Genomic DNA, 20,180 nt, shown 5'->3' on the forward strand with positions numbered 1-20,180 from the left:
GTGATCCGGACGGTTGTCGGCAGTTGGAATGAGCTGTCCCGGGTTGCGGGACTAGCATGCGGAAGGACAGGGAGGGGATCGTCCCCGATCTTTCTGACCGCTCTGAGGAGCGATTAACGATGTTCGAGAGGTTCACCGACCGCGCGCGGCGGGTTGTCGTCCTGGCTCAGGAAGAAGCCCGGATGCTCAACCACAACTACATCGGCACCGAACACATCCTCCTGGGCCTGATCCACGAGGGTGAGGGTGTCGCCGCTAAGGCCCTGGAGAGCCTCGGGATTTCGCTCGAGGCGGTCCGCCAGCAGGTGGAGGAGATCATCGGGCAGGGCCAGCAGGCCCCGTCCGGGCACATCCCCTTCACCCCCCGTGCCAAGAAGGTCCTGGAGCTGTCGCTCCGCGAGGCCCTTCAGCTCGGCCACAACTACATCGGCACGGAGCACATCCTGCTCGGCCTGATCCGCGAGGGCGAGGGCGTCGCCGCCCAGGTCCTCGTGAAGCTGGGCGCCGATCTGAACCGGGTGCGGCAGCAGGTCATCCAGCTGCTCTCCGGCTACCAGGGCAAGGAGGCCGCCACCGCCGGCGGCCCCGCGGAGGGCACTCCCTCCACCTCGCTCGTCCTGGACCAGTTCGGCCGCAATCTCACCCAGGCCGCCCGCGAATCCAAGCTCGACCCGGTCATCGGGCGCGAGAAGGAGATCGAGCGGGTCATGCAGGTGCTCTCGCGCCGCACCAAGAACAACCCGGTCCTCATCGGCGAGCCCGGCGTCGGCAAGACGGCGGTCGTCGAGGGACTGGCCCAGGCCATCGTCAAGGGCGAGGTGCCCGAGACCCTCAAGGACAAGCACCTCTACACCCTGGACCTGGGCGCCCTGGTCGCCGGCTCCCGCTACCGCGGTGACTTCGAGGAGCGCCTGAAGAAGGTGCTCAAGGAGATCCGCACCCGCGGTGACATCATCCTGTTCATCGACGAGCTCCACACCCTGGTGGGTGCGGGTGCCGCCGAGGGCGCGATCGATGCCGCGAGCATCCTGAAGCCGATGCTGGCGCGGGGTGAGCTGCAGACCATCGGCGCGACCACGCTCGACGAGTACCGCAAGTACCTGGAGAAGGACGCGGCCCTGGAGCGCCGCTTCCAGCCCATCCAGGTCGCCGAGCCGTCGCTGCCGCACACCATCGAGATCCTCAAGGGCCTGCGGGACCGTTACGAGGCGCACCACCGCGTCTCGATCACGGACTCGGCCCTGGTCGCGGCCGCCACCCTGGCCGACCGCTACATCTCGGACCGCTTCCTGCCGGACAAGGCGATCGACCTGATCGACGAGGCCGGTTCCCGGATGCGGATCCGCCGGATGACCGCACCGCCGGACCTGCGCGAATTCGACGAGAAGATCGCCGATGTGCGCCGGGAGAAGGAGTCCGCGATCGACTCGCAGGACTTCGAGATGGCCGCGGGCCTGCGCGACAAGGAGAAGCAGCTCCTGGCCGCCAAGGCGAAGCGGGAGAAGGAGTGGAAGGCCGGCGACATGGACGTCGTCGCCGAGGTCGACGAGGAGCTGATCGCCGAGGTCCTGGCCACGGCCACCGGCATCCCGGTCTTCAAGCTCACCGAGGAGGAGTCCTCCCGGCTGCTGCGCATGGAGGACGAGCTGCACAAGCGCGTCATCGGCCAGAAGGACGCCATCAAGGCGCTCTCCCAGGCCATCCGGCGCACGCGTGCGGGCCTCAAGGACCCCAAGCGCCCCGGTGGCTCGTTCATCTTCGCGGGCCCGTCCGGTGTCGGTAAGACCGAGCTCAGCAAGACCCTCGCCGAGTTCCTCTTCGGTGACGAGGACGCGATGATCTCGCTCGACATGTCGGAGTTCAGCGAGAAGCACACCGTCTCGCGGCTCTTCGGCTCCCCGCCCGGATACGTGGGCTACGAGGAGGGCGGCCAGCTCACCGAGAAGGTGCGCCGCAAGCCGTTCTCCGTGGTCCTCTTCGACGAGGTCGAGAAGGCCCACCCGGACATCTTCAACTCGCTGCTGCAGATCCTGGAGGACGGTCGGCTGACCGACTCCCAGGGCCGGGTCGTGGACTTCAAGAACACGGTGATCATCATGACCACCAACCTCGGCACCCGGGACATCTCCAAGGGCTTCAACCTGGGCTTCGCCGCCCAGGGCGATGTGAAGACCGGCTACGAGCGGATGAAGGCCAAGGTCAACGAGGAGCTGAAGCAGCACTTCCGCCCCGAGTTCCTGAACCGTGTCGATGACACCGTGGTCTTCCACCAGCTCACCGAGGACGACATCATCCAGATCGTCGACCTCATGATCGCCAAGGTGGACGAGCGGCTGAAGGACCGCGACATGGGCATCGAGCTCAGTGGCGAGGCCAAGAAGCTGCTGGCCAAGCGGGGCTACGACCCGGTCCTGGGCGCCCGGCCGCTGCGCCGGACGATCCAGCGCGAGGTCGAGGACGTGCTCTCGGAGAAGATCCTCTTCGGCGAGCTGCGTCCGGGCCACATCGTGGTCGTGGACACCGAGGGCGAGGGTGAGGAGAAGAAGTTCACCTTCCGCGGCGAGGAGAAGTCGGCGCTGCCGGACACCCCGCCGATCGAGTCCGCCGCCGGTGGCGCGGGCCCGAACCTCAGCAAGGAGGCGTGACGCGCGGTCGTCCATCGCCTCGGGGCCGCCCCGGACCGTATCCCGGTCCGGGGCGGCCCCTTTTGCGCGGGTGCCGCTTCCGGGCGGCCCGTTTCGCGTAGGTCCGGTTTTGCGCGGGTGCCGCTTCCGGGGGCCCGTTTCGCGCAGGTCCGGCTTTTCGGGGCGGCCCGTTTCGCGCAGATGCCGCTTCGCTTTGTGCGGGGTGCCGGGCAGGCGCGCCCTGAGCGGCCCTGTGACGCCCTGGGAGGCCGGGCACGGCTTCCCCTCCGGGGGGTCCCTCACGCGCCCGCCACGATGACCTGGACGCCCTCGGGGACGCCGGTCACCTCCGCGTTGCGGTGGCTCAGCCGCAGGACCTCCAGCCGCGGGAAGACGGCGAGCCAGCTCAGGTCCAGGTCCGCGCCCAGGTCGTAGGCGAGCCACAGCTCGGTCAGCCGCTCGGCCACCAGGCCCTCGGCCAGCTGCTCCGGGGTGAACGCACCGGCTATCTGGACGCAGGGGCGGCCGCCCAGCCGGCGCAGCGCCCGCAGCTCCTCCGGGTCCGACACCGGAAAGTCGAGTTCCCGCTCATCGAGATGGGCGATGATTTCCTCGGCGTAACGGTCGGTGTCATATCGCCGCCAGGCGCCCGCGAGCTGCGCCCGTACCGCCCAGGAGGCGCGCTCCCGCAGCCGGACCAGATAGTCGATCGCGCGGTCGTCGGCTATCGAGGTGGCGGTGACGGCCAGCCGGTGGGCTTCCTCATCGGATACGCCGCTGGGATCGGGCAGCATTTCCAGCACGATAGGCCCGATCCAGCCCAGTGCGCGGGCCCCTTCCAGCGAGGTCGGGCGTACCAGATCACGGGTATAGCGATGCACCCGGGAACGCACCTCGGGGTCCAGCTCCGTCGCGTGTTCCAGACATGCGGCCGCCAGGAGTTTGCGATGGCGGGCATGGACCGGACGGGCGTCTTTACGGGCCGCCAGCAGCCCCTCCAGGAGGTAGGCGCATTCATCGGGACGGGCGAGAGACATGGACATTCTGATCACTTCTTCCCAGTCGTCCAGGTGTGCGTGGTCGATCAGGAAGTCAAAATCGTGCCGTTCGACGACCGCTCTCGCGCTGAGATAGTCCTGGAACGTTCGGTGCACGAAATCGACCGAACCGGGTGTGGGCTCGCGCAATAGACCAGTTCGGTTGAGCAGATGGCGGTAGATCTCCTCCGGCCCGCCCTGCCGCGCCGCGTGCGGAATGGCCGGGATGTACCGGCCGAGCGTCTCGACGGCGGTGGCCCGGTCCATTTCGGACCTGCCGTTGACGAGCATCCAGTGCGCCAGCTTCTGCAGCAGCCGGATCTTCGGTTCCTGGGGGAGGTCGATTCCATCCGGCGGCAGCATGGCGCGCTCGCGGTCGCGGCGTTCCAGGAGCATGGAAAGGGCCGCGTCATAGAGGGCTTTCCGGCCGCGCGGCAGATAGCCGCGGCGGTCCCGGTGCAGTGCGCACAGCAGACCGCACATCAGCGGATTGGTGGCCAGCCGCCCGAGGTCCCGGGTAATCCTTACGGCGTCCAGCAGCGTTTCCTCGTAACCGCTGAGCCGGTCCAGATCGACCTGGTCGGTGATGTCCTGGCGGGCCGCCGCGTGCCAGCGCCGGATGAACGCGGTCACGCCCTCGCGGCTGAGCGGGGAGAGTTTCAGCTCGGTGAAGCGCTCGGCGGCGAGCCAGTTCTCCCGTACGGCCGAGGGGCGCGAGGTGACCAGCCAGACATTTCCCGGATAGCGCGCGGGAAGCTCGCGGAGCGCTTCGCGGAGCCGTTCGCGCTCCTCCTCCGGGGCCTCGTCCACCCCGTCCACGAGCAGCAGTCCGCGCCCGTGCGTCAGCACCCGTTCGGCCCAGCCGGGTGGCTGCGCGGCTGCGTGCGGATAGCGGACGGCGGACAGGAAGGCGTCCGGCTCCGGAAAGCCGTCGCGGCGGAACCGGCGCACGGGGAGCACGAACGGCACCCGCCCGCGCAGCCCCTCCAGCGGGGCCGGGAGGTCGCCCCGGGCCACGGACACCGCGAGCCGCTGCACCAGCGTGGTCTTGCCCGACCCCGCCACGCCCCACAGCAGCACCCGGGTGCGCCCGGCGAGGGCCTGTTCCGCGGGGGCGCTGGGGCTGCCGCCGTCGGTCTCGGTCTCCAGGCTGAGATAGGCGGCGTCCAGCGGCCAGCTGTCGGGGGAGTGGGTCAGATCGATGCCGTAGATCGTCAGATGGTCGTGGGCGGCCACGATGTCCCGGGCGTAGCGCTCCTCGAACCCGGCGTCCTCGGCGGCCGCCACGAAGGGGGAGCGGATGGTGAGGAAGCGCAGGATGTGCGCGCAGACGGCCTTCCGGAGGGAGGCGTGCGTACCGGCGTCGGCCGCGTCCAGCCCCTCGTCGGCGTCGGGCGCGCCGACGGCCAGGTGCCGGGCGAAGGCCTCGGGGCCGAGGCGGACGGCCCGCAGGTCGTCCAGGTCGACGGTGCCGAGGGTGTGGAGGGTGCGGGCGAGCGCGTCGGTCAGCTCGGGGCGCGCCCGATCGGTGATCTCTTCGCCGATCTCTTTCGCGACGTCCTCGACGAGTGCGGAGGCGATCCGGGGCAGGTCCCGTTCGGTGAGGGTGCGGTGGTCGCCCTGGAAGGCGACGAGGGAGGCGATGCGGACGGGCCGGTCCACCGGTCCGTCGGCGACGAAGAGTTCCTGGACCAGTGTGGCTATGGCTGCGGCTGCGGCTGCGGCTGCGGGATCCATGAGGCCCCGTCCCCCCGGTGACTGTTGTTCGCCGTATCGAAGAAGCCACCAGGGTAGGCACGGTCGGTGCCGGGTGGGTGGGGGTTCGGCGTGGGTTCCGGGGGCGGCCTGGGGCATGGGGCGGGGGCGCGGTGTGGTGGTTGCGGTGCGTTGCCGGGCGGCGGGGGCGCTGTTGGATGCGCCATCGGGTGCGTGGGTGGTGCGCCGGGGTGCGTGGTGGGTGCCGGGGGCGGGGCCTCCGGGGCGGCGCCCTGGACCGTATATTTACGGCGCCATTGGCCAGGGACTTGCGTGGGCCGGAGATCGGCGCCACAAATACACGTAAGCGTCCAGGGCACCACCCCTCCGACCCCACCCCCTCCCGCCGCGTCGGCGACCGCGCCCCGGTGGCACGGCTTCCGGTCCGGCCCCCGGGGCCCGCGCGGTGACCTACCGGTCCGGCTCCTCCACCGCGAAGAGCTCGTCCAACAGCTCGTCTGCCTGGGAGACGGTGAAAGCGCGGTCGAGCCAGTGGCTGAGGGTGCTGCGATAGGGGCACTCGCGGATGCGGTGGCGTGTCTCGGGCCGGACGGTGATCCCCCGGTGCGCGAGGATGCGCAGGACACCTTCGGCGAGCCCCGCAGCCTCTCCATGTGCCTGGCCATCGCGGAAGGTCAGCTCGATGAGGGTCCCCCGGCCGGGGAAGTAGCTACCTACTACGTCCATGGTTGTCAGTCATCCTCGGTGAAGAGCTCGTCGGCGGTGGAGACGGTGACGGCCCGGTCGAGCCAGCGGCCGAGGGCGTCCAGGTCGGTGCAGGCGGTGATGCGGTCGTGTGCCTCGGCCGGGATGGCGACTCCCCTCTTCTCCAGGACGCGCAGCACCGCCAGCGCACGCTCCTCGGTCTGTCCCTCTGCCTTGCCCTTGAGGAAGGTCTCCTCGATGAGGGTGCCACGGCCGGGGAAGTATGTACCCACGCTCATCTCGTTCCTCCAAGTGTCTTTGGCCGGGAAGCCCTCCAGGCCGATCTCCAGCAATTCCGAGTAGTAGCTGACGGACTCCGGGTCGGCCGTTCCCATGGCGCGAGCCAGGGCCTTCAGTATGGCCGGGGCGTCCCGGTGGCTGCCATGTGTCAGGGCCGAGAAGGTCGCCAAGGTCAGGTCCTGGGCGGCCTCCTCGGGGTCCAGGATCACCGGGACGTTCCCCGGGCCCAGGACCAGTGGGTGTACGGACAGTGCCGTCCAGTCGTCCAGGCCGAGCCGGAAGGGCCCCGCCGCCCAGTCGGCGGTTGACTTGTCCTGGCAGACCACCAAGAGAAGCGCCGGGCGCTTGTGCTTCGCCTTGAGAAACGCCAGGTAGTAGGCCCAGCTGACCGCCTTGTCCGGGTCGGGACGACCCTGTGCCTCGATGGCCAGGAGGAAGCCGCCACCATCAGGTGGATCGACGCGCAGCACGCTGTCCACGCGCCGCTCCAGCGGGCGGATCTCCGTGGCGTCGGGGGTGAGCACCTCGACGGCTGCTTCCTTTGGCAGCGGGACGTCCAATATGCGGAATACCGGGGCGAGTAACTCCGGTCGTTCTTGAAAGATGCGATGTGCGGCCTCGTGCCGCGAACTGACCATGTTCGTGAACGTATGGTCATCGGAGCATGTGCCCGGGGCAAATGACCAGTGATCACTCGATTGGGGGAAGGTCGGTGCCCGGTCAGGCCGCGATCTCGTAGGCGTTCTGCTGTGGGGTGTTCGAACCAGAGCAGCTTGCCGCTGATGCCGAAGAGGTCGTCGGCGAGGGGGTAGCCGCCCCAGTTGTCGGCGCACAGCCGGACGATGAGCAGGCCCCGGCCGGAGGTCGCGTCCAGGCCGGCGGCGGCCTCGGTGAGGGCCGAGAAGCGGTCGAGGGGACTGGGCGGGGCGTCGAAGGGCGCGGGGATGGTGGGGTTGGTGTCCCAGATGCTGACGCGGAGGCGGCTTTCGCAGAGGTGGCGGATGCGGAGTTGAGCCGGGCCGTCGGAGTGGCGGACGGCGTTGGTGACCAGCTCGCAGGTCAGGAGTTCCGCCGTGTCGGTCAGCTCGGCCATGCCGTGGGAGGCGAGGACCGCCCGGAGGGTGGCGCGTGAGATCCGTGCGGCCCGTGGGTCGTTGGGCAGGCGGAGGGAGTACGTCCAGGGGTCGGAGGACGGCGGTACGTTGGCCATGGAGTCTCCCTCGGTCGGGGGAAGTTGGGTCGCTTGCGCCCACACCGTAGGGCAGTCGGTGGTAGACCTGCTACGAAATCAGCAGCAAGGCTGCTAAATGACTTCGTGTGGGTGACATAGGGAGATCCGGATGCCGCCGAGCAACACCCCGACCCTGACCCAGCGACGCCTGGGGACAGAGCTGCGTAAGCTCCGGGAACGCGCGGGCTTGTCATCGACCGCTGCCGCCGCGCGGCACGGGATCAACCAGGCTCGCCTGAGCAGTATCGAAGCCGGGCGGTACCCGGTGAGTGCAGAACGTGTACGGGTCTTCGCCCGCAACTACGCCTGTGGGGACGACGATCTTTTGGACGCGCTGGCCGACATGACGGGCGGCCGGACCCGGGGTTGGTGGGACGAGTACCGGGAACACCTTCCGGTCAGCTTCGCTGACCTGGCCGAGCTGGAACACCAGGCGCACGGGTTGCGCGTCGCAGTCGTCATCCACATCCCGGGTCTGCTGCAAACCGTGGATCACGCCCGTGCGGTGATTCGGGAGGCAGCTCCGCCGTTGCGGGCATACGAGGTGGAGCATCGGCTGTCGCACCGGATGAAGCGGCAGGCGATCCTCCATGGCGACAAGCCGGTGCCGTACACCGCGATCATCCATGAGGCCGCTCTGAGGATGGAGTTCGGCGGCGTGGAGACCGTTCGCGCCCAGCTTGAACACCTCATCGCCATGAGCGAGATGGATAACGTCACCATCCAGGTGATTCCGTTCGGCGGCGGTGGAACCTTCCCTGGTGCGGGGCAGTCGCTCGACTATGTCCTCGGTCCCGTGCCACAACTCGATACCGTGCAGCTCGATCTGGCATGGGGGTGCCAGTTCATCGATGCTGAGGCCGAGCTGGCCAGATACAGGGCTGTCGTCCATCGCATGGAGACGACTGCCCTCCAGCCGCGAGAGTCGCGGGACTTCATCCGTGGCATCTTGCGTGCGATGTGAAGGGAGAAGCGTGTCCGGATACCAGTGGCGGAAGTCGTCTTACAGCGCTAACTCGTCGAACTGCGTGAACGTCGCCGCCGACGGCAACGGCATAGCGCTGCGGGAGAGTGACGACCCCGACGTCGTCCTGACCACCACACCCGCCGCCCTGCGCGCCTTCATACGGGCGGCCAAGGCCGGTGACTTCGACCGCGTCCAGGAAAGTTAGGCGCGACGGTCCGTCGGGAGAGGGAGGGAGAACGGACGGCCCGTCGCGTTCGCGACCCTAGGGGCCGGCGCTGAGCGGGCACTTACCGCTTGCTGAGGCCGGAAAACGGGAGGCGGGCCGGTCGGCGGCCGGGGTACCGTTCCCCGCATGGACTCGTTCCTTCAGATCTACGGCTGACACGCCGCTCACTCCGGCGCACCGGTGACCACGCCCGTGCGCCGGGTCGTCGTGTCCATTTCGCCGTAGACCTGAAACGAGTGATCTCTCATGTCACGTCCGTCCCGTCGCCGTGCCCATATCGCGATGGTCGGTGTTCCCGCCATCAGTCATGTACTGCCCAGCCTCGAGATCATCCGCGAACTCGTGGCGCGCGGGCACCGGGTGACCTACGCCAACGACCCCTTCGTCGCGGACGCCATCGCGCCGACCGGCGCCGAGTTCGTGCCGTTCGAGTCCACCCTGCCGGTCGCCGACAACGACTGGCCGGAGGACCCGATCGGCGCGATGACCGTGTTCCTGGACGACGCCATCCACGTCCTGCCGCAGCTGCGCGCCGTGTACGACCGCGACCCGGCCGATCTGTATCTGTACGACATCGGCGCGTACGCCGGCCGGGCGCTCGCCGAGACGCAGGGGCGCCCGCTGGTCCAGCTGTCGCCGACGATCGTGGGCTGGGAGGGCTACCAGGACGAGGTCGGGGCGCAGATCATGAGCCTTCCCGGTGCGGACGCGTATCAGGAGAAGTTCGCGACGTGGCTCGTGGAGTCCGGCGCCACCACCACGGACCCGAACGCCTTCTCCGGACAGCCGCCGCGCTGTGTCGCGCTCATCCCCCGTGCGATGCAGCCGAACGCCGACCGGGTGAACACCGAGGTGGTGACGTTCGTCGGGCCGTGCCTCGGGGACCGTGCCGACCAGGGCGGCTGGGAACGTCCCGCCGGCGCGGAGAACGTACTGCTGGTCTCGCTGGGGTCGGCGTTCACCCGGCAGCCCGGTTTCTACCGAGAGTGCGTCGCGGCCTTCGGGGAGCTGCCCGGGTGGCATGTGGTGCTGCAGATCGGCAAGTACGTCGACCCGGGTGAGCTGGGGGAGATCCCGGCGAACATCGAGGTCCACAACTGGGTACCGCAGCTGGCGATCCTGGAGCGGGCCGATGCCTTCGTCACCCATGCCGGGATGGGCAGCAGCGGGGAGGGGCTGTACTGCGGGCTGCCGATGATCGCCGTACCGCAGGGCGCCGAGCAGCCGATGAACGCCGACCGGCTCGTGGAGCTGGGGGTGGCTCGCCGTATCGACACAGCGGAGGCCACCGCCGAGGGGCTGCGGGCGGCGCTGACCGAACTCACCACGGACGCGGAGGTCGCGCGCACGTCGGCGCGGCTGCGGGACGAGGTGCGGGCCGAGGGTGGCACCGCGCGGGCGGCCGATCTGATCGAGGACGCGCTGCGGTGACATGACGATGGCCCGGCCGCTTGTGGCGGCCGGGCCATCGTCGGGCGTCGGGCGGTTACTTCACGATCGTGATGCGGTCCGCCTTCGGCGGGTCCAGGGGCGAGGACTGCGACGAGTGCGCGCCCAGGTAGGCCGTGAACGCGTCCAGGTCGGAGACGCCGACGAGCTTGTTCTTGCCGTCCTTGAAGGCGGGGAAGCCGTCGCCGCCGCCCGTGAGGAACTCGTTCATCGCGACGCGGTAGGTCTTGGCGGGGTCGATCGCCTCACCGTTCAGCTTCACCGAGTCGGTGACGATCCGGTCCTTGCCGGACTTGGTCAGATCCAGGGTATAGGTCAGGCCCTTGGAAACCTGAAGGATCTTCGGGGAAGCCTCGTTCGAGCCGCTGACCTGCTGCTGGAGTGCGGTGATCAGCTGGGAGCCGGTCAGGTCGATCACGTTCATCATGTTGGTGAACGGCTGGACCGTGAACGCCTCGCCGTAGGTCACCACCCCGTCCCCCTCGCTGCCCGACGCCTTGTAGGCGAGGTCGGAGCGGATGCCGCCGGGGTTCATGAAGGCGATCTGGGCGCCGCCCTTGTCGGACGGGGAGAGCGCTTCGAGCTGGCCGTCGGCGATGGTGTCGCCCAGGGGGGATTCGTAGGCGGTGGAGCCGCGGCCGTTGATGTCGGCGGAGATGTAGCCGACCGGCTTGTTGGCGATCGGGGCGGCCAGCTTGTTCCAGCGCCCGATGAGCGAGGTCATGTCGGGGGCCTTGGGCTGCTCGCGGTTCACGACGTGGTTCGCCGCGTGGGCGCCCTTCACGCTCGTCCGCACGATGTCGCCGGTGCGGCGGTCGTAGGTGAGCGTGGTGTCGGTGTAGAGACGGCCGAAGGAGGCCGCGGAGGTCACCGTGCGCGGGGTGCCGGACGGGTCCGGGATGGTGCAGGTGTACGCCTGGTGGGTGTGGCCGGTGACCAGGGCGTCGACCTTGGGCGTGATGTTCTTGGCGATGTCGACGATGGGGCCGGAGATGCCCTTGCCCGCGCCGCCGTTGTCGCAGTCGTAGTTGTACGAGGGGGAGGCGGGCAGCCCGCCCTCGTGGATGAGCGCGACGATCGACTTCACGCCCTTGTCCTGCAGCTCCTTGGCGTACTTGTTGATCGTCTCGACCTCGTCGTGGAACTTCAGGCCCTTGACGCCCTCGGCCGTGACGATGTCCGGGGTGCCCTCGAGGGTGACCCCGATGAAGCCGATCTTCACGCCGTTGCGCTGCCACACGGTGTAGGGCTTGAGGATGGGCTTGCCGGTCTTCTCGTCGGTGACGTTCGCGGCGAGGTAGGGGAAGTCGGCGCCCCCGAAGGTCTTGCCCTTCTCGTAGCAGCCGTCCTTGGGGTGGCAGCCGCCGTTCTGGATCCGGCTCAGCTCGGCCCGGCCCTCGTCGAACTCGTGGTTGCCGACCGCGGAGACGTCGAGGTCCAGCTTGTTGAGCGCCTCGACGGTCGGCTCGTCGTGGAAGAGGCCGGACATCAGCGGGCTGGCGCCGATCATGTCGCCGCCGGCGGCGGTGACGGAGTACTCGTGGCCCTTACGGGCGTTACGGAGGGAGGTGGCGAGGTATTCGGCGCCACCCGCCGGGATGGTCTTGGTGGTGCCGTCCGCCTGGGTCTCGGTGACGGTGCCCGAGGAGCCCTGCGGGGGCTCCAGGTTTCCGTGCAGATCGTTGAAGGACAGCAGCTGCACGTCGACGGTGCGCCCGGGGCGGTGCTTGTCCGAGGCGGCGGCGCCGGTGTCCGCGCCCGCCGGGCTCACGGCGGTCAGCACCCCGGCCGCGGCGGCCAGCACCGCGACTCCCGTGGCCAACCGGCGTCCCGCCCCGCGCCGTTGAGGTCTTGCTGGCATGTCGTCCCCTTATATGACCTTGTGTGTCCGTGATGGATGTGGAGCGCAGCTTACGGTCAACGCGCGTAGCGGGGCAGGGGCGGGAGGTTAAGAGCTGATGGCCGATGGTCAACGTTGTGTGCCCGCTTCGCCCGTTCGGCGGAAAGAATCTGATAAGGGGTTTAGGTGGTGATTCGATATGTGAGCGTGCGGATCATGCAGAACGAACTCGCGAAGCAGACGCCCATCCCCGCACAGGGATCCGAGCTCCCGCCGGGCTTCTTCGAACTGGTCGATGACCTCAAGGCGATCGTGCGCGGGGCGCATGTCCGGGCGCAGCTCAAGGTCAACACCGAGATGATCGCGATGTACTGGGAGATCGGGCGGACGATCCTGGAGCGCAGGGAGGAGGAGGGGTGGGGAACGAAGATCATCAACCGGGTGGCGGTGGAGCTGCGTACGGCCTTCCCGAACCAGCGGGGCTTCGGCACAAGAAGCCTTCAGTACATGCTGAAGATGGCGCGGCTGTGGCCGGAGCCAATTGTGCAACAGCCTGCTGCACAATTGCCGTGGGGACACATCCAGCTGTTGATGGACAAGTGCAACGACCGCGCTGAGCTGGACTTCTACTCCCAAGTGGCCGTCTACCGAGGAATGTCGCGGAGCGAACTCGAATCCGTGATCCTCGCCAAGGCGCACCTCACCCACGGCGCGGCGCTGTCCAACTTCACCTTCACTGTCCCTGGTGAGTCCGAAGCGGCCCAGGAGATCACCAAGGATCCCTATCGCCTCGACTTCACCCGGCTCACCGGCGAGCCCGCCGAGCGCGATCTGGAAGACTCCCTGGTCACCCATCTCGTCCGGTTCCTGACCGAACTCGGGGTCGGCTTCGCCTTCGTCGGACGCCAGCACCCCATCAAGGTCGGCGACGAGGAGTTCCGGATCGACCTGCTCTTCTACCACTGCAAGCTGCACCGCTACGTCGTCATCGAGCTGAAGACCGACAAGGCCCGCCCCGCCCACCTCGGCCAGCTCGGCTTCTACGTCACCGTCGTCGACGACCTGGTCCGGGACAAGGAGCGCGACGATCCGACGCTCGGGATCCTCATCGCCAAGAGCCGCGACAAGGGGACGATCGAATACGCGCTGCGGAGCAACAACGCACCGCTCGCCGTGAGCACCTACGCCGCGCTGCCGCCGCATGTGCGGGAGCTGATGCCCAGCGCCGAGGATCTCTCCCGCATCGCCGACGACATCCTCGACGGGGATGGGGCAGCCGGGTGACTCGCCGGTAATAAATTGTGCAGCGGCTTGCTGGCCAATTGGGCCGCCGTAGGCTCGGCCTCATGAATGACGTGGTGAACGAGACATCCGGGGCCCGGCGGCTCGATGTGCTGGAGGAGTTGACGTCGGCCGAGGTGGCGGATGTGCTGCGGCTGGTCGCCGAGTCCGCGCGGGCCGATGGGCAGCAGGCGGTGTCCGAGCAGGGGCGGCTGCAGCTGCGGGGGCGGCGGGAGGGGGTGCGCCATCTGGTGTTGCGGGAGCCGAGCGGGGAGCTCGTGGGATACGCGCAGCTCGAGGACACCGACCCGGTGGAGGCTCCGGCCGCCGAGCTGGTCGTGCATCCGGGGCACCGCGGGCAGGGGCACGGCCGGGCGCTGGGGGTGACGCTGCTGCGGGAGTCGGGGAAGCGGCTGCGGATCTGGGCGCACGGGGGGCATGCCTCGGCGCGCCATCTCGCGCAGGTGCTGGGGCTGACGCTGTTCCGGGAGCTGCGGCAGATGCGGCGGCCGCTGGGGTCGCTCGCGGAGCTGGGCCTTCCGGAGCCCACCTTTCCGGAGGGCGTGAGCGTACGGACCTTCCGGCCCGGCGCGGACGACGCCGGGTGGCTGGCGGCGAACGCGGCGGCCTTCGCCCACCACCCCGAGCAGGGCTCGCTCACCCAGCGTGACCTGGACGACCGCAAGGGCGAGCCGTGGTTCGACCCGGAGGGGTTCTTCCTGGCCGAGCGGGGCGGGGAGATCGTCGGGTTCCACTGGACGAAGGTGCATGCGGAGGAGCGGCTGGGGGAGGTGTACGTCGTGGGGGTGCGGCCGGACGCGCAGGGCGGCGGCCTCGGCAAGGCGCTGACCTCGATCGGGCTGCGGCATCTGGCGGCTCAGGGGCTGCCGACCGCGATGCTCTATGTGGACGCCGACAACTTCGCCGCGGTCGCGGTCTACGAGCGGCTCGGCTTCGTCACCCATGAGACGGACCTGATGTACCGGACGGAGACCTGATCGAAACCCGAGCGGGATCCGAGTCCGGGGGCGTGCGGGCGGCCCCGAGGGCGTGAGGAGGGCGGGACCCCTGGGGGATGGGTCCCGATTTCCTACGCGCCATGTGTCCGTTACCGGCGATTCAACCTTGGTTGCGAGCATCACTGAATGCAGCCCGCTGTGCCGAATTCGTCGAACCGGAGGCTCCGTGCCGTTTCCGCACCCGCTTCCGCCACGCCGTATTCACCTCCGGCGCGGAACAATGAGTTCATGAGCCACACAAGCGGTCAGGCATCGGTTTCCCCGCAGCCCCAGCCCAACCCTCAGCCTTCGGTCGGGTCCATCGCGGCCCACCGGCCGCATGCTGTCGCCGCACCGGTGCGGCCGCTCGACCCCGACCTCGACGCCGACCCGGACTCGTACGAGGAGGGCGCCGGGCCCGGTACGGAGGGCGGGGAGCTGCCGCAGGGGCGGTTCCTGGACCGGGAGCGCAGCTGGCTCGCGTTCAATGAGCGGGTGCTGGAGCTGGCCGAGGACCCGGCCACCCCGCTGCTGGAGCGGGCCAACTTCCTGGCGATCTTCGCCGGCAATCTGGACGAGTTCTTCATGGTGCGGGTCGCCGGCCTCAAGCGGCGCATCGCCACCGGGGTCGCCACCCGCTCGGCCTCCGGGCTGCAGCCGCGCGAGGTGCTGGAGCTGATCTGGAACCGGTCCCGTGAGCTCATGGCCCGGCACGCCGCCTGCTACCAGCAGGACGTCGCTCCCGCGCTCGCGGAGGAGGGCATCCATCTGGTCCGCTGGCCGGATCTCACCGAGAAGGAGCAGTCCCGCCTCTTCACCCTCTTCCGGCAGCAGATCTTCCCCGTGCTGACCCCGCTCGCGGTGGACCCGGCACACCCCTTCCCGTATATCTCGGGGCTGTCGCTCAATCTCGCGGTCGTGGTGCGCAACCCCGTCAGCGGACATGATCACTTCGCACGTGTGAAGGTTCCGCCGCCGCTCTCCCGGTTCCTGGAGGCGTCGCCGCAGCGGTACGTGCCGCTGGAGGACGTGATCGCGGCGCATCTGGAGGCGCTCTTCCCGGGGATGGAGGTGCTCGCGCACCACATGTTCCGGGTCACCCGCAACGAGGACCTCGAGGTCGAGGAGGACGACGCCGAGAACCTCCTCCAGGCCCTGGAGAAGGAGCTGCTGCGCCGCCGCTTCGGGCCCCCGGTGCGGTTGGAGGTCGAGGAGTCCATCGACCCGTATGTGCTGGACCTGCTGGTGCGCGAGCTGAAGATCTCGGACGCGGAGGTCTATCCGCTGCCCGGACCGCTCGACCTCACCGGCCTGTTCGGGATAGCCGCGCTGGACCGGCCGGAGCTGAAGTACCCCAAGTTCGTGGCGGGCACCCACCGGGACCTCGCCGAGGTGGAGTCCGCGTCCCCGCCCGACATCTTCGCGGCGCTGCGCGAGCGGGACGTCCTCCTCCACCACCCGTACGACTCCTTCTCCACCTCCGTGCAGGCGTTCCTGGAGCAGGCGGCCGCCGATCCGGACGTCCTGGCGATCAAGCAGACGCTGTACCGCACCTCCGGCAAGTCGCCGATAGTCGACGCGCTCATCGACGCCGCCGAGTCCGGCAAGCAGGTGCTGGTGCTGGTCGAGATCAAGGCCCGTTTCGACGAGCACGCCAATATCAAGTGGGCGCGCAAGCTGGAGGAGGCCGGCTGCCACGTGGTCTACGGCCTGCTGGGCCTGAAGACCCACTGCAAGCTGTCGCTGGTGGTCCGCCAGGAGGGCGAGACCCTCACCCGCTACTCGCACGTGGGCACCGGCAACTACCACCCCAAGACCGCCCGGCTGTACGAGGACCTGGGGCTGCTGACGGCGAGCTCCCAGGTCGGCGCGGACCTCTCCGACCTCTTCAACCGGCTGAGCGGCTACTCCCGGCGGGAGAACTACCGGCGGCTGCTGGTCGCCCCCAAGTCGCTGCGCGGCGGGCTGATCACCCGGATCAACAAGGAGATCACCCACCATCGGGCGGGCCGCCCGGCCTACGTCAAGATCAAGGTCAACTCGATGGTCGACGAGGCCGTCGTCGACGCCCTCTACCGGGCTTCGCAGGCCGGGGTGCCGGTGGATGTGTGGGTGCGCGGCATCTGCGCGCTGCGGCCGGGCGTCCCCGGGCTCTCGGAGAACATACGGGTCCGCTCGGTCCTCGGACGCTTCCTGGAGCATTCGCGCGTGTTCGCGTTCGGGAACGGCGGTGAACCGGAGGTGTGGATCGGCAGCGCCGACATGATGCACCGCAACCTCGACCGCCGGATAGAGGCGCTGGTGCGGGTCACCGACACCGGCCACCGCGCCGCCCTCAACCGCCTGCTGGAGACCGGGATGGCCGACTCCACCTCCTCCTGGCACCTGGGCCCGGACGGCGAGTGGACCCGGCACGCCACGGACGCGGACGGCCAGCCGCTGCGGAACGTTCAGGAGATGCTCATCGATGCCCGGAGGCGACGGCGTGGTTCAACGACATGACCTGCCGCCGGCCGGGATGACGGGCGCCGCGGACCCGGCCGCCGGCCCGTCCCGCCCGGGGACCGACGGCGTGACGGACCGGGCGGCGGAGACCGCGACGGCACCTTACGGGGCTTCTGCGGCTTCTGCGGCTTCTGCGGCGTCTTCGAGAGCGGCCGCGTGGGAGTCGGCGACGGCCGGGGAGGTGCTGTCGACGTATCTGCACGCCCAGGCCGGGGACTTCCTGCGCAGCCTGCGGCTGCACCGCGAGAGCGGCTCCGACGTCCAGGAGGCGGCCGAGGCCGCCCGGCTGCTGCGCCGCGCCGCGCGGCGGATCAGCGGCGCGCTCTACGTCTACCGCCCGCTCACCGACACCGCCTGGTCCGATGAGCTGCGGACCGAGCTGGCCTGGCTGTCCGGCACGCTGGCGCGGGAGCACGGCTACGCGGAACGTCTTGACCGGCTGCGCGGCGCCCTGCACCGGCTCTCGGGCGCGGGCGGCCCCTCGGACCGCTCGGCGCAGGGCGAGGGAACGGCCGCCGAGGCCGCGAGCCCGAGCGAGCGGCCCGCCGACACACAGCCGGTGAACGCGGCACACGCCACGAGCGCCGCGCGCACCGCGCGCGGCGGGGTGACGCTCGCGGTCGACGGCGCGGGCGGCCCCTCCGGCACCGCGGGCCCCCTCCCCCGCTCCAACCGTGCTTCCCGCCGCAGCGTCTCGCTGGCGGCTGGTGCGCCGGGAGGCGGTGCCGCGGACCCTGTCGGGGGGCAGGGTGCGCGGCCCGGTCCGGCCGACGCGGGCGGCGGCGCCGAGGGCGCGGCCGGGACGACCCGGGACCGGGACAGAGACCGGGACCGGGACGAGGGCCGGGCGGCCGGACGGCGCCGCGGCGAGCGCGGTGACAAGGGCGGCCGGAGCGCCAAGGGCGAGAAGGCCGAACGGTCCGGCCAGCCGGGCGCGGCCCATCAGCGGGCCGGTGCCGAGGAGGAGGCTCGCGGCGGGGCGCTGACCGTGGGCGCGGCCCGCGCCGGTGCGCTGCTGGAGCGCCAGCTCACGCTGGCCCGGACTCGGTCCCACACCGCCGCCCTGGAGGCGCTCGGCTCCTCCCGTTTCCACGCGGTCGCCGACACCGTCGCCCTGCTCGCCTCCGACGTCCCGCTCGACGAGGCCAACGCCGCCCGCCCCGCCGGGCAGGTGCTGCCGCCGCTCGCCGAGCTGGCGAACCGGCGGCTGGCCGAGGCGGTGGAGGCGCTGCCGCTGGTCCGCGCCGGGCATCCGTACAACGCGGAGGCGCTGGTGCACGGCCTGGCGGCGACCCCGGCGGCGGACGCCCCGCCCGCCAGCGAGCGCCAGGACGCACCCTGGCACCAGGTGCGCCATCTGCTGCGGCTGCGGCGGTACGCGCTGGAGGTGCTCGACCAGGCGTGGCACCAGCCGGACGGGGCGAGCGGGCCCAACGGCTCCGGTCCTGGCGGTTCCGGTCCTGGCGGTTCCGGCCCCGGCGGTTCCGGCTCCGTGGACGCCGAGCCGTCGCTGTCCATGCGGCTGCTGGCCGCCGGGCAGGCGCTGGAGCGCCACCGCGACGCGGCCGAGGCGGCCGCCGCCGCGGCGGCGGCCGCCCGTACGCCCCGGATCGCCCCGGCGACGGCGTACGCGCTCGGGGTGCTCCACGCCGATCAGCGGCATGAGGTCGAGGCGGCCCGCTTCGCGTTCGGCCGGATCTGGCGGCGCGTGTCCGCCACCAGAGCCTCCTGACGCCGGGCCGGAGGGCGTAGGAGCGGACCGGAGGGCATCGGAGCGGAACGCGGAGGACAGCGGAGAACCGGGGAGGGAGAGACGGCGGATGAACCGGCGGAATTCCCACGATGACGGGGAGACGGACACCGGGACGGTCCTGGCGGCGGGCTGTGTGCTGTGGCGACGGTCCCCGCGCGGCGGCGGGCTCGAGGTCGCCCTCGTCCACCGCCCCCGCTACGACGACTGGTCCCATCCCAAGGGCAAGCTGAAGCACGGCGAGGAAGCGCTGCACGGCGCGGTGCGCGAGGTCGCCGAGGAGACCGGTATGGGCTGCGCCCCGGGCGAGGTGCTGCCCACCCTCCACTACACGGCCAAGGGCCGCCCCAAACAGGTCCGCTACTGGGCGGCGGAGGCGGTCGGCCACGACGAGACCTTCGTGCCCAACCGCGAGGTCGACCGCCTGCTCTGGCTGCCCCCGGACGCGGCCCGCCGCCGCCTCACCTACGACCACGACCGCACCCTTGTCGACGCGCTGCTGCACACCCTGCGGCCGTCCTGAACCGGTCTCGGTCTCCGCTGGTCAGCGGCGACGCAGGCGCTTGTCCGCGAGCGCCGGCGGCACGTAGTAGCTGTCCGCCCGGTTGAGGTCGGTGCCCGGCGGGACGATCTCGTCGATCCGGTCCAGGACGTCCTCGCTCAGCTCCACCTCGGACCCGGCGAGCAGATCCTCCAGCTGCTCCATGGTGCGCGGGCCGATGATCACCGAGGTGATGGCCGGATGCGCCCGTACGAAGGCGATGGCCAGGTGCGGCAGCGAGAGCCCGGCGTCGGACGCCAGCTCGGCGAGCGCGCCGACCGCCTCCAGCTTGCGCGCGTTGTCGGGCAGCGACGGGTCGAACTTGTGCTTCTCCACGGCCGCCCGGCCGCCGGACAGATCGATGTCGGACGCCTTGGTGTAGCGGCCGGTGAGCCAGCCCGCCGAGAGCGGACCCCAGCTCAGCACGCCCATCCCGTACTTCCGCGCGGTCGGCAGCACTGCCGCCTCCACGCCGCGCGCCAGGATCGAGTACGGCGGCTGCTCGCTGCGGAACCGTACGTGCCCGCGCCGCTCGGAGACCCACTGGGCCTCCACGATCTGCTCGGCCGGGAAGGTGGAGGAGCCGACGGCGCGCACCTTGCCCGCCCTGACCAGGTCGGACAGGACCGACAGCGTCTCGTCGACGTCCGTCGTCGGGTCCGGCCGGTGGATCTGGTAGAGGTCGATGTAGTCCGTGCCCAGGCGGCGCAGGCTGTTCTCGACCTCGCGGGTGATCCAGCGCCGTGAGTTGCCGGCGTGGTTGGGGTCGTCGCCCATCGAGCCGTGGGCCTTGGTGGCCAGGACGATGTCGTCGCGGCGGCCCTTGAGGGCCTTGCCGACGATCTCCTCGGACTCGCCCGCCGAGTAGATGTCGGCGGTGTCGACGAAGTTGATGCCCGCGTCGAGGGCGCGGTGGATGATCCGTACCGAGTCCTCGTGATCGGGGTTGCCCAGGGCGCCGAACATCATCGCGCCCAGGGCGTACTCGCTCACCGAGATGCCGGTTCCGCCCAGGATCCTGCGCTTCATGG

At 70.1% G+C, this 20,180-nt stretch carries 14 protein-coding genes and 1 pseudogene; 9 read left to right on the forward strand and 6 right to left on the reverse strand.

The features are described 5' to 3' along the window. The first annotated feature begins 119 nt into the window (after window positions 1–119). The gene (locus tag NP777_RS22455; RefSeq protein ID WP_256651957.1) at window positions 120–2,645 is read left to right on the forward strand and encodes an ATP-dependent Clp protease ATP-binding subunit; all 2,526 of its coding nucleotides are present in this window, start codon (window positions 120–122) and stop codon (window positions 2,643–2,645) included. Window positions 2,646–2,923: 278 nt separating this feature from the next. On the opposite strand, the gene NP777_RS22460 is transcribed toward NP777_RS22455, so the two are convergent. From NP777_RS22460 to NP777_RS22475, 4 genes and pseudogenes are all read right to left on the reverse strand, one after another. After that, entirely contained in the window at window positions 2,924–5,398 is a 2,475-nt protein-coding gene (locus NP777_RS22460; protein ID WP_256651958.1) for an NACHT domain-containing protein, read from the reverse strand. A 429-nt stretch (window positions 5,399–5,827) separates the two neighbouring features. Further along, complete coding sequence (locus NP777_RS22465; protein ID WP_256651959.1) at window positions 5,828–6,103, reverse strand: hypothetical protein; 276 nt, start codon at window positions 6,101–6,103, stop codon at window positions 5,828–5,830. 5 nt (window positions 6,104–6,108) lie between these two features. Beyond that, window positions 6,109–6,999: a hypothetical protein gene (locus NP777_RS22470; protein WP_256651960.1), complete on the reverse strand. Its 891-nt coding sequence runs from the start codon at window positions 6,997–6,999 to the stop codon at window positions 6,109–6,111. 82 nt (window positions 7,000–7,081) lie between these two features. Next, a pseudogene (locus tag NP777_RS22475) lies at window positions 7,082–7,571 on the reverse strand (ATP-binding protein). A gap of 130 nt (window positions 7,572–7,701) precedes the next feature. Here NP777_RS22475 and NP777_RS22480 point away from each other — a divergent pair. The 3 genes from NP777_RS22480 (at window position 7,702) to NP777_RS22490 (ending at window position 10,216) form a co-directional block, all read left to right on the forward strand. Then, complete coding sequence (locus tag NP777_RS22480) at window positions 7,702–8,556, forward strand: helix-turn-helix domain-containing protein (RefSeq protein ID WP_256651961.1); 855 nt, start codon at window positions 7,702–7,704, stop codon at window positions 8,554–8,556. A gap of 10 nt (window positions 8,557–8,566) precedes the next feature. After that, window positions 8,567–8,764, forward strand: a complete 198-nt coding sequence (locus NP777_RS22485; RefSeq protein ID WP_256651962.1) for a DUF397 domain-containing protein — start codon at window positions 8,567–8,569, stop codon at window positions 8,762–8,764. A gap of 267 nt (window positions 8,765–9,031) precedes the next feature. After that, the gene (locus NP777_RS22490) at window positions 9,032–10,216 is read left to right on the forward strand and encodes a macrolide family glycosyltransferase (RefSeq protein ID WP_256651963.1); all 1,185 of its coding nucleotides are present in this window, start codon (window positions 9,032–9,034) and stop codon (window positions 10,214–10,216) included. Window positions 10,217–10,271: 55 nt separating this feature from the next. Here the strand turns inward: NP777_RS22490 and NP777_RS22495 are convergent, their stop codons facing one another. Further along, the gene (locus tag NP777_RS22495) at window positions 10,272–12,095 is read right to left on the reverse strand and encodes a bifunctional metallophosphatase/5'-nucleotidase (RefSeq protein ID WP_256651964.1); all 1,824 of its coding nucleotides are present in this window, start codon (window positions 12,093–12,095) and stop codon (window positions 10,272–10,274) included. 195 nt (window positions 12,096–12,290) lie between these two features. On the opposite strand from NP777_RS22495, the gene NP777_RS22500 reads away from it, so the two are divergent. The 5 genes from NP777_RS22500 (at window position 12,291) to NP777_RS22520 (ending at window position 19,131) form a co-directional block, all read left to right on the forward strand. Next, window positions 12,291–13,358, forward strand: coding sequence for a PDDEXK nuclease domain-containing protein (locus NP777_RS22500; RefSeq protein ID WP_256651965.1), 1,068 nt, complete (start codon window positions 12,291–12,293; stop codon window positions 13,356–13,358). Between the two features lie 62 nt (window positions 13,359–13,420). Continuing rightward, window positions 13,421–14,353, forward strand: coding sequence for a mycothiol synthase (mshD, locus tag NP777_RS22505; RefSeq protein ID WP_256651966.1), 933 nt, complete (start codon window positions 13,421–13,423; stop codon window positions 14,351–14,353). Between the two features lie 249 nt (window positions 14,354–14,602). Then, the gene (locus tag NP777_RS22510; protein ID WP_256651967.1) at window positions 14,603–16,855 is read left to right on the forward strand and encodes an RNA degradosome polyphosphate kinase; all 2,253 of its coding nucleotides are present in this window, start codon (window positions 14,603–14,605) and stop codon (window positions 16,853–16,855) included. 16 nt (window positions 16,856–16,871) lie between these two features. Then, window positions 16,872–18,590 carry a CHAD domain-containing protein gene (locus NP777_RS22515; RefSeq protein ID WP_391858551.1) on the forward strand — a complete coding sequence of 573 codons (1,719 nt, stop codon included), beginning with the start codon at window positions 16,872–16,874 and terminating at the stop codon, window positions 18,588–18,590. 88 nt (window positions 18,591–18,678) lie between these two features. After that, a complete protein-coding gene (locus NP777_RS22520) occupies window positions 18,679–19,131 on the forward strand; it encodes an NUDIX hydrolase (protein WP_256651969.1) in 453 nt (150 codons plus the stop codon). 21 nt (window positions 19,132–19,152) lie between these two features. On the opposite strand, the gene NP777_RS22525 is transcribed toward NP777_RS22520, so the two are convergent. After that, complete coding sequence (locus NP777_RS22525; RefSeq protein ID WP_256651970.1) at window positions 19,153–20,178, reverse strand: aldo/keto reductase; 1,026 nt, start codon at window positions 20,176–20,178, stop codon at window positions 19,153–19,155. Window positions 20,179–20,180 lie beyond the last annotated feature (2 nt).

Origin of the sequence: Streptomyces rugosispiralis (assembly GCF_024505145.1) — a bacterium.
In the GTDB taxonomy this organism is placed as follows: domain Bacteria; phylum Actinomycetota; class Actinomycetes; order Streptomycetales; family Streptomycetaceae; genus Streptomyces; species Streptomyces rugosispiralis.

Bases quoted from the DNA above. Each gene is read 5' to 3' on its own strand.
- NP777_RS22490 (WP_256651963.1), top strand. From the start codon at position 9,032: ATGTCACGTCCGTCCCGTCGCCGTGCCCATATCGCGATGGTCGGTGTT.
- mshD (WP_256651966.1), top strand. From the start codon at position 13,421: ATGAATGACGTGGTGAACGAGACATCCGGGGCCCGGCGGCTCGATGTG.
- NP777_RS22525 (WP_256651970.1), bottom strand. From the start codon at position 20,178: ATGAAGCGCAGGATCCTGGGCGGAACCGGCATCTCGGTGAGCGAGTAC.
- NP777_RS22495 (WP_256651964.1), bottom strand. From the start codon at position 12,095: ATGCCAGCAAGACCTCAACGGCGCGGGGCGGGACGCCGGTTGGCCACG.
- NP777_RS22465 (WP_256651959.1), bottom strand. From the start codon at position 6,103: ATGGACGTAGTAGGTAGCTACTTCCCCGGCCGGGGGACCCTCATCGAG.
- NP777_RS22515 (WP_391858551.1), top strand. From the start codon at position 16,872: ATGACGGGCGCCGCGGACCCGGCCGCCGGCCCGTCCCGCCCGGGGACC.
- NP777_RS22510 (WP_256651967.1), top strand. From the start codon at position 14,603: ATGAGCCACACAAGCGGTCAGGCATCGGTTTCCCCGCAGCCCCAGCCC.
- NP777_RS22500 (WP_256651965.1), top strand. From the start codon at position 12,291: ATGCAGAACGAACTCGCGAAGCAGACGCCCATCCCCGCACAGGGATCC.
- NP777_RS22460 (WP_256651958.1), bottom strand. From the start codon at position 5,398: ATGGATCCCGCAGCCGCAGCCGCAGCCGCAGCCATAGCCACACTGGTC.
- NP777_RS22480 (WP_256651961.1), top strand. From the start codon at position 7,702: ATGCCGCCGAGCAACACCCCGACCCTGACCCAGCGACGCCTGGGGACA.
- NP777_RS22520 (WP_256651969.1), top strand. From the start codon at position 18,679: ATGAACCGGCGGAATTCCCACGATGACGGGGAGACGGACACCGGGACG.
- NP777_RS22470 (WP_256651960.1), bottom strand. From the start codon at position 6,999: ATGGTCAGTTCGCGGCACGAGGCCGCACATCGCATCTTTCAAGAACGA.
- NP777_RS22455 (WP_256651957.1), top strand. From the start codon at position 120: ATGTTCGAGAGGTTCACCGACCGCGCGCGGCGGGTTGTCGTCCTGGCT.